11 protein-coding genes are annotated in these 11,690 nt (G+C 37.2%); 6 read left to right on the top strand and 5 right to left on the bottom strand.

Translation table 11 applies throughout. The features are described from left to right. The first annotated feature begins 99 nt into the window (after positions 1–99). A complete protein-coding gene (gene upp, locus EUBHAL_RS13505; protein WP_022169682.1) occupies positions 100–729 on the top strand; it encodes a uracil phosphoribosyltransferase in 630 nt (209 codons plus the stop codon). Between the two features lie 208 nt (positions 730–937). Continuing rightward, on the top strand, positions 938–2,320 hold the full coding sequence (locus EUBHAL_RS13500) for an NCS2 family permease (RefSeq protein ID WP_005351159.1): 1,383 nt from the start codon (positions 938–940) through the stop codon (positions 2,318–2,320). A gap of 252 nt (positions 2,321–2,572) precedes the next feature. Here the strand turns inward: EUBHAL_RS13500 and EUBHAL_RS13490 are convergent, their stop codons facing one another. The 4 genes from EUBHAL_RS13490 to EUBHAL_RS13475 form a co-directional block, all read right to left on the bottom strand. Further along, complete coding sequence (locus EUBHAL_RS13490) at positions 2,573–2,860, bottom strand: VanZ family protein (RefSeq protein WP_005351158.1); 288 nt, start codon at positions 2,858–2,860, stop codon at positions 2,573–2,575. Between the two features lie 79 nt (positions 2,861–2,939). After that, on the bottom strand, positions 2,940–4,967 hold the full coding sequence (locus EUBHAL_RS13485) for a DUF6449 domain-containing protein (protein ID WP_135960948.1): 2,028 nt from the start codon (positions 4,965–4,967) through the stop codon (positions 2,940–2,942). Beyond that, the gene (locus EUBHAL_RS13480) at positions 4,942–5,841 is read right to left on the bottom strand and encodes an ABC transporter ATP-binding protein (protein ID WP_005351153.1); all 900 of its coding nucleotides are present in this window, start codon (positions 5,839–5,841) and stop codon (positions 4,942–4,944) included. Before EUBHAL_RS13480 ends, EUBHAL_RS13485 begins: the two co-directional genes overlap by 26 nt. Then, positions 5,838–6,209, bottom strand: a complete 372-nt coding sequence (locus EUBHAL_RS13475) for a GntR family transcriptional regulator (protein ID WP_005351150.1) — start codon at positions 6,207–6,209, stop codon at positions 5,838–5,840. The genes EUBHAL_RS13480 and EUBHAL_RS13475 overlap by 4 nt, the downstream gene beginning before the upstream one ends. Positions 6,210–6,700: 491 nt before the next feature. Here EUBHAL_RS13475 and EUBHAL_RS13470 point away from each other — a divergent pair, with 491 nt between their 5' ends. From EUBHAL_RS13470 to EUBHAL_RS13455, 4 genes are all read left to right on the top strand, one after another. Next, positions 6,701–7,030: a PadR family transcriptional regulator gene (locus tag EUBHAL_RS13470; RefSeq protein WP_005351149.1), complete on the top strand. Its 330-nt coding sequence runs from the start codon at positions 6,701–6,703 to the stop codon at positions 7,028–7,030. Then, positions 7,020–7,634 (top strand): DUF1700 domain-containing protein, encoded by a 615-nt coding sequence (locus EUBHAL_RS13465; protein ID WP_005351147.1) that lies wholly within the window; start codon positions 7,020–7,022, stop codon positions 7,632–7,634. The genes EUBHAL_RS13470 and EUBHAL_RS13465 overlap by 11 nt, the downstream gene beginning before the upstream one ends. A gap of 1 nt (position 7,635) precedes the next feature. Further along, complete coding sequence (locus tag EUBHAL_RS13460) at positions 7,636–8,601, top strand: DUF4097 domain-containing protein (RefSeq protein WP_005351145.1); 966 nt, start codon at positions 7,636–7,638, stop codon at positions 8,599–8,601. A 436-nt stretch (positions 8,602–9,037) separates the two neighbouring features. Then, a complete protein-coding gene (locus EUBHAL_RS13455; protein ID WP_005351142.1) occupies positions 9,038–9,952 on the top strand; it encodes a calcium/sodium antiporter in 915 nt (304 codons plus the stop codon). A gap of 249 nt (positions 9,953–10,201) precedes the next feature. Here EUBHAL_RS13455 and EUBHAL_RS13450 read toward each other — a convergent pair whose 3' ends face one another. Continuing rightward, a complete protein-coding gene (locus EUBHAL_RS13450) occupies positions 10,202–11,578 on the bottom strand; it encodes a TrpB-like pyridoxal phosphate-dependent enzyme (RefSeq protein WP_005351131.1) in 1,377 nt (458 codons plus the stop codon). Positions 11,579–11,690: the final 112 nt, after the last annotated feature.

Raw genomic sequence — 11,690 nt, 5'->3', positions numbered from 1 at the left:
TGTTATGGTACTAAATCAGTATGTTTCAGGAGAAGCTATTTTTCTGAAATAGATTTTTTTAATGTATCCGCATTACTACATTACAGATTGGAGAAAGATATGAATAACGTTATTGAGATGACACATCCGCTTATCAAGCACAAAATTTCTATTTTAAGAGATAAGAATACCGGAACAAATGAATTCCGTAAATTAATCGAAGAGATTGGTATCTTAATGGGATATGAGGCTTTAAGAGACCTCCCATTAGAAGATGTTGAGATTGAAACACCAATCGAAACTTGCAAAACACCTATGATTTCCGGTAAGAAGCTTGCTATCGTTCCTATTCTTCGTGCTGGTCTTGGTATGGTAAATGGTATCCTTGCTCTTGTTCCATCTGCGAAGGTTGGTCACATCGGTTTATACCGTGACGAGGAGACTCATGAACCTCATGAATATTACTGTAAACTGCCAGACCCAATTGACCAAAGACTTATCGTTGTATTAGACCCAATGCTTGCTACTGGTGGTTCTGCTATCGCTGCCATCAACTTTATCAAAGAGCATGGTGGAAAGAATATTAAGTTTATGTCTATTATTGCTGCTCCTGAAGGAGTAGAACGTCTTGCAAAAGCTCATCCAGATGTACAGATTTACTGTGGTAACATCGACCGTCAGTTAAATGAGGATGCTTACATCTGCCCTGGACTTGGAGATGCCGGAGATAGAATTTTCGGAACAAAATAATGTTAATGAAAAATAAAAAGGCTTATTATTACAAATGTGGCTTTCACCGCTGCGAATAAGTATTTAACAAACATCCTCTCCGTGTAATAATTAATTTTGACTCCATTGTAAAAAACATCAAAGTCGCAAAATTAATTATCACACGGAGAGGATGTTACTGATGTTTGAAAATATTTGAGGACTCTCTATTTTAAGAAAGGGAAGTATTATGTTAGAAAAATTCTTTAAGTTATCCGAAAATCACACGGATGCGAAGACGGAAATTCTGGCTGGTATTACGACATTTATGACAATGGCATATATTTTGGCGGTTAATCCAAGTATTATGGCTGCTACCGGTATGGATTCCGGTGCTGTATTTACTGCGACTGCTCTTGCTGCTTTTATCGGAACTTTGCTGATGGCGATTTTCGCGAACTATCCATTTGCTCTGGCACCGGGTATGGGACTGAATGCATACTTTGCCTATACTGTTGTAATCGGTATGGGATATACCTGGCAGTATGCACTAACTGCTGTATTTGCAGAAGGTATCATTTTTATTCTTCTTTCTCTTACAAATGTGCGTGAGGCGATTTTTAATGCAATTCCGATGAATCTGAAATCTGCCGTTAGTGTGGGAATTGGTCTTTTTATTGCATTTGTTGGTTTACAGAATGCACATATCGTTGTGGGCGGTTCTACATTACTCCAGTTATTTTCTGTAGATGCATACAATAAAGCGAATGGTGTGGAAGCTTCTTTTAACAATGTCGGAATTACGGTAATTCTTGCATTGGCAGGTATTATCATTACCGGAATTTTAGTTGTTAAAAATATTAAGGGAAATATCCTCTGGGGTATTTTAATCACATGGGGACTTGGAATCATTTGCCAGTTTGCAGGACTTTATGTACCGAATGCAGATTTAGGATTCTACAGTCTTTTACCTGACTTTAGCAAAGGGCTTTCTATTCCAAGTCTTACTCCTATCTTTGGAAAGCTTCAGTTTAAGGGAATTTTCTCTGTAGACTTTATCGTAATTTTATTTGCATTTTTATTTGTTGACCTTTTTGATACAATCGGAACACTTGTTGGTGTATCTGCCAAAGCAGATATGTTAGATGAAGAAGGAAAGCTTCCTCATATTAAAGGAGCACTTCTTGCTGATGCTGTAGCGACTACTTTTGGTGCAATCCTCGGAACTTCTACCACTACTACTTTTGTGGAAAGTGCTTCTGGAGTATCCGAAGGAGGAAGAACAGGTCTTACTGCTGTTACAACAGCGATCCTTTTTGGATTATCTCTGTTCTTATCACCAATCTTCCTTGCGATTCCATCTTTTGCTACCGCACCTGCTTTAGTAATTGTTGGATTATATATGCTTAGTAATGTTACAAACATTAACTTTACTGATATGTCCGAGGCTATCCCTGCTTACGTATGTATCATTGCAATGCCATTCTTCTATAGCATCTCTGAGGGTATCTCTATGGGAATTATTTCTTATGTAGTGATTAACCTTATTACTGGAGAGGCAAAAGACAAGAAGATCAGTGCATTGATGTATGTATTGGCAATACTGTTCATCTTAAAATACATTTTTCTGTAATTTTTAAATTTTCTAAAGCGTGTTTGAAAAATTATGGGGCTGTCGCACCAAAAACAGCCCTACCCTATGGCAGGGATTCATGCATTGCAAATACATGAATCCCCTCCATTCGCCACGCCCGATGCCAAAAGCTGTTTTTGTTTCCCTAGTCTGTGGCAAAGCAAAAATGAACCATATCTATTCCAACAGGGATATTGAAACTGCCTGATCTTTTCGTCTATCACATTTTTTTTGCGCAATTTTCTACTTTTCCTACCTGTGTTCCATACCATATTGTTCCATCATCTTCACATATGCTTCCTCCTCTGCCTGTAATGCATCCCCATTTGCCCAGAAGGACAGAGCAAATATAGAAATACAAAATAGTATAACTGTGCTTAGAATTCTTATGATTCCATATTTGTACGCTTTTTTATCAAAGAGTTCTAGAAATCCTTGTGCGGTCAAATACCCGACAAGGAATCCTGCTGTATTTGCAATCAGGTCATCAACTTCAGGGAGTCTTCCTGTAAATGCCTGAAAGATTTCGATAAAATACATTGCTTAGCCTCCCAGATTCCATCTATAATATAGCTAATATAGCTGCTCATACTCACCTCCCACATTTGAATAAATGAAATTACTCCTTTAATAATTGCTGCAATTCATCATCTGTACAAATAGAATAGCAATATATGCTATTTCCTCCATTTTTATTTTTATAATTTACCTGAATTTCCATGTTTCCATTTATTACGGTTATTCCCGGAACATTTTCCATCTGCTGAAGAACGAGTTTCTTTTTTAGTTTATTAATTCGTTTTTTATCTGTTATTCCATATCTGATATTTTCTCCGGTACTTCCATCATATCCTTCAACCCCAATACTACTGATATCTAAGTTATCTATTGTCTGGTTGACAGCACAGCCTTTTTGTGCTAAAAATGCAAGCGTCTTTTTAAAAGATGGATAAATATAATACGTATCCTGTGTTGCATTTTCACTTCCCATTGTTCCACCTATTGATATATCTATATTTCCTACGGGAACTGTTTTTTGTACATCTGTGTAGCTTAAGCTGTCTAGTTCACTTAAATAAGTATCAAGGAACTGTTTTTTCTCTTCTTTTGTAAGGTTTAAATATTCTGTTTCTATCCCTGACCAGGTTATTTCTTTGATATCATTATAATCTCGTGTATAAAGAGAATAGATATTCTTTTTAAATTCTCTTGTCGCATACAGTTTATTATAAAGTTCTTTTGCCTTTTGGGAACGAAGGATATAGTTTCTTACTTTACGATTTCCGTTTTTCATACAAAATGTTGTAGAAATCTCAATATCATCTCTCATCACTTCTTTTTTAGATACAGATGAAAAGAATAAAAACTTGCTGTTTTTCTCATAATACTCTGAAGAGGATGTTTCTGCATTGTTTTTTACTTCTACTGATTCTTTGATTACGGAAAGAGCAAGCTGTTTTTCTTCTCCATTTAATCCTGATCGTTCTTCCCCTTTTCCCCAATATCCGTAACTATTCACTCCTAATGGCTTTATTTCGATACTATCTACCCTGGATGCTTTTGGTATATACCTGTCATATCCAAAAAGATCTGCACTAAAGCTTGCCATGATAAATAAGGAACCAAACATGATAACTATAAGTTGTTTTTTATGACAAAAAATCGCTCTTACATCAAATTCATAAATGCATTCAATTAATGCATGTATAACGAACACACCAAATACAACTCCGAATATAAGCCAGAAAATGTATCTTGCATTTCCCAATGAATAGAAAATAATTCCTGAATATAAGGCAGATGGGATAACTAATAACACTTTAATTACTGTATTTGCCTTTGTAAATGCCATAGCCCGTCCTGCACTTTCTGCCGGCCGTCTATTATAGAGTGTGCGGCACAGTACATATAAACCGACAATCCATAAAAGAAGAATCATCATATATTTTATCTGCGTTTCTCTGCCGCTATTTATATCTGCCATTCCCCGAAGTCCGACCCATACCGGAGAAAGATAGCTGGTTATATTATTATAAACATTATCTGCCGTATTCCCGGAATAGGTGGCGAAAAAAGAGCCCGCATATATTGGAAAAATGTTATAAATAACAATTGGAAAATAGCTTGCAAATACTCCAAATCCTAATATACCAACGATAATATTCCCTGTCATAATCATTGCCAGAGCCATCGTCAGCCATGTTGCTGCAAAAATTAACAAATACCAGAGACTAGAACTGACTATTTCCCAGCCTCCTCCAGAAATCTGTTGCTGTGCAATGACAAATTCTATTGCTTCTTCTATTACAAGCGGAATCAGAAAAATAAACAGGCTGTTTTGTACTACCAGACGAAATAATGTAGCTCTCTTTATTGGAAGGGATTCATAAAAATCTGTCTGCTTTCTGGAATGTAAATAATAAAGACTTACTGCCGCACTGCATGCCGCCAGGACGATTACCACGCCTGCCATTCCCATATTGGGCTGAAACAAACGAAGTACTTCCGTATGTGAGGAACATTCATTTACTCCCATTACTAAAAAAACGGCTTTTATAAAAAATGTAAGCACTGTAATAATCGTCATGCCAAGCATTCTCTTTCTATTCTCCCTGCTTAGCTTAGAGTATGAGATTCTTGATGTCATAACCTACTACCTCCGTTTCACTGATAAATATTTCTTCTAAAGACAGCGGAATACATTCATAAAATACCGGTTTTAATACAGATAACTTTGCCATTACCTGTTTTTCACTGCCCCTGACTGTCATTGTGACAAGCTTTCCTCTTCGGTTAAATTGTAAAATGTCAAACATTTTCTCCAGCTTCTTGTCATCCTCTTTTGGCAATGCACACTGTACTTTCTGAATATTACACTTCATCGTTTCTAAATCTTTCGATAAGAGAACACCACCCTTATGCAACAGTCCGACATGATCACAAATATCTTCTAATTCTCTCAAATTGTGCGATGCAATAATCGGAGTAAACTTTCTTTCATCAATTTCATTTGCCAGAATACTTTTAATTCCCTGGCGCATAACCGGATCAAGCCCGTCAAATGTCTCATCACAAAACAGGTATTTCACACCACTGCACACACCAAGAAGAATGGAAAGCTGCTTCTTCATTCCTTTAGAAAATGTCTGAATCTTACGATCTTTTTGTAAAGTAAACTTCACCAGAAACTTACGAAATCTCTTCTCATTGAACGCAGGATACAACGTCTTATAAAACGCTGCCATATCTAACGGTGTCGCATTTGGGAAAAAATACTGCTCATCAGAAATATAGAAAAACTTCTGCTTCGCTTCCACACAATCCCATACAGCTTCCCCATCAATCAGAATCTCTCCTTCATCTTCCTTTAACACCCCTGCCATCATTCGAAGAAGTGTACTCTTTCCTGCACCATTCGTTCCAAGAAGACCAAAAACCTGTCCCTCTTCAATAGAAAGACTGACATCACTTACAGCTTCAATCTTATCGAAACGCTTGCTGATCTTCTTAATTTCTATCATCTTTCCACCTCCTCATAAGCTTCATTAATACAGGCCAGCGCCTGTTCTTTCAAGATCCCTCTCGCTCTCAGCTCCTCTACATTTTCTTTAAACTTAATCAGAAGCTTCTCCTGTTCTTTTATAATCAGATTCTCATTCATCTTCACAAAATTCCCTCTTCCCTTTACGGAATAAATAAATCCTTCTCTCTCCAGCTCACTATATGCCCTCTGAATCGTATTGGGATTAATCGAAAGTTCCATCGCCAGTGAACGCACTGATGGCAGCTTTGAATCCGGCTCTAGCACTCCATTCAAAATCAATGTCTGAATCTTCTCTGTAACCTGCTCATAAATTGGTCTTTTGTCATTATAGTCAATAAAAATCACATCGAGCCTCCTTCCTTTTTATACTCATAAAATCAGATGTCACGAATTACTCCACAGCTAACGCTGCTAAATCTTCAAATACTTCAGGAAAACGCAACATATACTGTACCAAATATGTTAGTAGTGTATTAACATTATTAATACACTTAATATACCTTAGATATACCCCAATGTCAAGGGGGAGGCGAAAAAGTGAAAATTCTATCATACAATAAATGCTTCGTTTCCCTGCGTCCAAACTGCTCGTCTGCAGCTTGAACTTGCTCTAAGGCGCATTTATTGTATGATAGAATTTTCACTTTTTCTGTCTTTGGCAGGATTTGAGGGAGAAGTCAGAATGTTGCTGCTAACTCTGATAGTTATATCAGATATGATACTATGTTTTCTCAATTTCGTCAGCTTTTCCCTTGACAAATGCCATATATGTATTATAATTCAATATATAAAATTTTTATATATAGAAATTTAAAACATAGAAAGGACGTGATATTATGTTTTATTATCCGCTTTCTTCTTTATTGATTGAGTGTCTGATTCTCTCGATTGTTGAAAGAGAGGATTCTTATGGGTATGAAATCAGTCAGACAGTGAAGCTGGTGGCCAATATTAAGGAATCTACGCTTTATCCGATTTTAAGAAAGTTAGAGCAGAATGGATACCTGCATACTTACAGTCAGGAATTTCAGGGACGTAACCGCAAGTATTATTCCATTACCGATTCCGGGAAGGAGCAGCTCATTTTCTTAAAAAAAGAATGGAACGAATATTATCACACAATTGATGACATCATCGAAGGGAGGATGATACCTGATGGAAAATAAAAGATATAAAAAGGAACAAGATATCCATTTAACAAAAGAAGAATATCTTGCCCAGCTAAAGAAATATTTAAAAAGACTTCCAAAAGAAGATTATAACAATGCAATGGATTATTTTACAGAATATTTTGAAGATGCCGGGCCAGAAGGCGAAGCAGCCTTGATACAGGAACTCGGTACTCCGAAAGAAGCAGCTTATGAAATTCTTGATAATCTGATAACTGAGAAGAGAAAAGACCCAGATACGCCGATTTGGAAGATTATTTTTCTTACATTTCTTTCCATTTGTGCCGCTCCTATCGGCGGTGCTTTGGCACTTACTATAATTGCTCTTGCTTTGGCCGGTGTTTTAGTAATTGTTGCAGGACTTTTAGCGATTTTCTCTTTTGGAATTGCATTTGCCCTCGTTGGTGGAAAACTTTTTATCCGAGGAATAATTGCCATCACTGCATCGCTTTCCGGTGCGAGCCTGATTTCTGGGGCAGGATTATTTAGTATTGGCATTAGTATTCTTGCCATTTTAGCTGTTTTTTGTTTCTGCAAATGGATTGTTTTAGTATTAGCTCATTTTATTCAGAACATGAGCAGAAAAAGGAGTGTGAAATAACATGAAAAAAACTACAAGAACACTTTTAGGAATTGGCGGTGCTTTCTGTCTGATTGGCGCACTTTTATTCGGAATCGGATTTACCAGTGGCGGCACAAAGTACGTTCATGCCACAAACTTAAATTCCATGAACGCACAGGAAGATAATAAAGAGTCTGCAAATCGTTTTACTTTAAAGAAAACAGAAATCTCTGACTTTACTTCTTTAAATATAAACTTAGAAGATTCCGACCTTAACATTGAGGAATCTCCCAACGAAAAAAGCTATATTGAATATGCACAGGCGACAAAGGATAAGAAAAACCCTGTCTCCTATTTCATAGAGAATGGCACATTAACCTTAAAAGAAGCCGGAAATACTGGTGCTTCTTACTACATTAATGTTGATATAAGCTTCTTACAGGCTGCTCTCAGCAGTAAAAATATAGAAGATTACACAAAAGAGTCTTCTAAATACGAAAACTACGTTACTCTCTATCTTCCAAAAGATAAACTCGTATCTTCCGCAAAAATCTATCTTGGATATGGTGATTTTTATGTAAAAAATGCTGCTTTTGATACTATTAACATCAAGCTTGACGATGGAGATTTTGACGCAAATACACTTACTGCTAATAGTGGAAAGCTTACTTTCTCCTACGGTGACTGCGACTTGCAAAAAGCTTCTCTCGGCAATATTTCTCTCACTTCAAAAGATGGCGATCTTACTGTAAATGAACTTACTTTATCAGGAAAAACAAAAATCGCGCTCTCTTATGGTGATGCTGAAATCACCTTAAATGACTCCACAAAGAAAGTATCTGGATTTGACCTCGCCACCCATTATGGAACGATTACTGCTTCTGGTCTTAACGGAAACAAAACGCTAGACGAAGATGATGATGTAAATACATTCCAGTCAGATTCTAAAGATGGGAAGACAAAACTTGCGATAGACTCTAAAGATGGGGATATTACGGTAAAATAATCAGATAGATTTTAAAAGCAGATTATGGCTTTTTGAAAAGTTGAGTCATGAGAGTTTGACACTCATATTGTTGTTTTAATATGTAAAAATAATAATTTTTCTTATGCATTTTTGTGTCAATCCTTTGAAATTTAGTTTCCCAGGTAGCCTCATTCTTCTGTCCTCTCACCAAATTTTTATTGACAGGACAATCTATCTTAATATAAAATAAAAAAAATAAGAGGGAGTAGTTAATATCCATCTTTATGGATGAATAACAGTCGTCATCACGCCATAAGGCCGGTTGTTATTGAAATAACGAGACTTTTATCAATCATTTTGTAACTGTTCAGAATTATGTACTTTTATTTATGTATTTTAATTCTGAATACCACAGTTATTTTTGATGTGATAAAGGTCTTTTTTTATTTTCCTTTATCACAAGAAAGGAGAATATATGGAATATGTATTACTAGTCGTCGGATTTATTCTTTTAATTAAGGGGGCAGATTTCTTTGTAGAAGGAAGTTCTTCTCTCGCCCAAATCCTGAAAGTGCCCAGTGTTGTGATTGGTCTTACCATTGTTGCAATGGGAACGAGCGCACCGGAAGCCTCCGTCAGCATTAATGCCGCCCTTGCAGGAAGTAACGATATCGCCATCAGCAACGTTGTCGGATCGAATATTTTCAATGGATTAGTCGTTGTCGGGGTATGTGCCTTTTTATCTGCATTCAAAACAAATCGTGATATTTTAAAAAGAGATATGCCACTCAACATCCTTGTCACATTTATTTTATGCCTTATGTTTCTTGACGGAAAACTCAACCGGATAGAAGGCGGTATCCTCTTTGCCGGAATGATTCTATATATTACTGTCATGATCTATCACGCAATCAAAAATAAATCGGAAAACGAACCGGAAAAAATTCTTTCTTTGCCAAGAAGTATTATTTACATGATCGCCGGTCTCGCTGCAGTCATCTTCGGCGGTGACTTAGTCGTTGATAAAGCATGCATCATTGCCACCAACTTCGGCGTAAGCCAGAACTTTATCGGACTTACCATCGTTGCAATCGGAACCTCCCTTCCGGAACTGGTAACCTCCATTGTTGCCACCAAAAAAGGAGATAGCGGTCTTGCACTCGGAAATGCTATCGGCTCTAACCTGTTTAACATCTTGTTTATCCTTGGGTTCTCAGCCATCCTTTCACCACTGCACGTACTAAATGAATCGATTATCGACTGTGGTATTTTATTAATTAGCAGTATCCTTTTATTCATCTTTGCAAAAACAAAGCAGCATATGTCAAAACTCGAAGGAATTGTCTGTATCGGACTGTACCTGGCATATATGGGATATCTTTTGATTTAATTTAGCGGATACAGACGAAAAAAAGAAAGCCAGCTATAGCAAAGGTAAAGATAGTCGCGGCGTAGAAAATGCCTGACCGGCATTTTTACTTGCTCCGACATTACCTTTGTTATAGGCTGGCTTTCTTTTTTTCTGTTCTCTGGCTCCAGATATGATAATTAAATCTTCTATAGGATATTCGGTAATCATCCACTAGAGCGTGTTTGAAAAATGCTTATAATTAAACACAGACACGGTCTGTTTACATTATTATTCCGGTTGTTTTGGTAAGCCGGCAAATCCTGCTTCTAAATCCTTATCGGTAGGAATATAGTCGCTCATCTCACCATTGTTATATTTTTCATATGCTACCATATCAAAGTATCCGGTTCCGGTAAGTCCGAAAAGAATTGTCTTTTCTTCTCCAGTTTCTTTGCATTTTAAAGCTTCATCAATGGCTACACGAATCGCATGACTGCTTTCTGGTGCAGGTAAGATTCCTTCTACTCTTGCAAACTGCTCTGCTGCTTCAAATACTGATGTCTGTTCTACGCTTCTTGCCTCAATTAAGCCCTGATCGTATAATTCAGATACGATACTGCTCATTCCATGATAACGGAGTCCTCCTGCATGATTTGCAGATGGAATGAATCCGCTTCCTAATGTATACATCTTTGCCATTGGGCATACCTTTCCTGTATCACAGAAATCGTAGACGTATTTACCACGAGTTAAGCTTGGGCAGGAAGCCGGCTCTACTGCAATAAAGTGATAATCGGCTTCTCCACGAAGCTTTTCTCCCATAAATGGAGAGATTAAGCCCCCAAGGTTGGAACCGCCTCCGGCACATCCGATAATAATATCTGGTTTGATTCCGTATTTGTCCATGGCAATCTTTGATTCTAATCCGATGACAGACTGGTGAAGAAGTACCTGATTTAATACACTTCCTAAAACATAACGATACCCTTCATGCTTCGTTGCAGTCTCAACTGCTTCTGAAATCGCACAGCCAAGGCTTCCTGTTGTTCCCGGATGTTCCTCTAAAATCTTCTTTCCAACTTCTGTCGTAGTAGATGGGGATGGTGTTACACTTGCTCCATAAGTACGCATTACTTCACGACGGAAAGGTTTCTGCTCATAAGAAACTTTAACCATATATACTTTACAATCAAGATCAAAATACGCACATGCCATAGAAAGTGCAGTTCCCCACTGACCTGCTCCTGTCTCTGTAGTAACTCCCTTTAATCCCTGCTGCTTTGCATAGTAAGCCTGTGCAATCGCAGAATTAAGCTTGTGACTTCCACTTGTATTATTTCCTTCAAATTTATAATAAATCTTTGCAGGTGTTCCAAGCTTCTTCTCTAAACAGTATGCCCGTACTAATGGTGATGGACGGTACATCTTGTAAAAGTCTTTAATCTCCTGTGGAATTGGAATATAGGCATCCGTATCATTTAACTCCTGCTTCACTAATTCTTTACAGAAAACAGGCTCTAATTCCTCTGGTTTTAAAGGCTCTAATGTTGCTGGATTTAATAAAGGTGCCGGCTTCTTCTTCATATCTGCACGCACATTATACCAACTGTCAGGCATCTCATTCTCTTCAAGATAAATTTTGTAAGGGATTTCTTTATTGCTCATATCCTTCTCCTTTGCAAATCTTTTTCTTTTAATTTAACAATTTAACACTCTAGTCTAATACATTATGCTATACATAGTTTATACTATCTGTCTTCCTACGTCAAGTATATTA

This window comes from Anaerobutyricum hallii DSM 3353, assembly GCF_000173975.1.
In the GTDB taxonomy this organism is placed as follows: Bacteria; Bacillota; Clostridia; order Lachnospirales; family Lachnospiraceae; genus Anaerobutyricum; species Anaerobutyricum hallii.
Note: the sequence above shows the minus strand (reverse complement) of the source record. Positions and strands in the feature narration are given on the sequence as shown.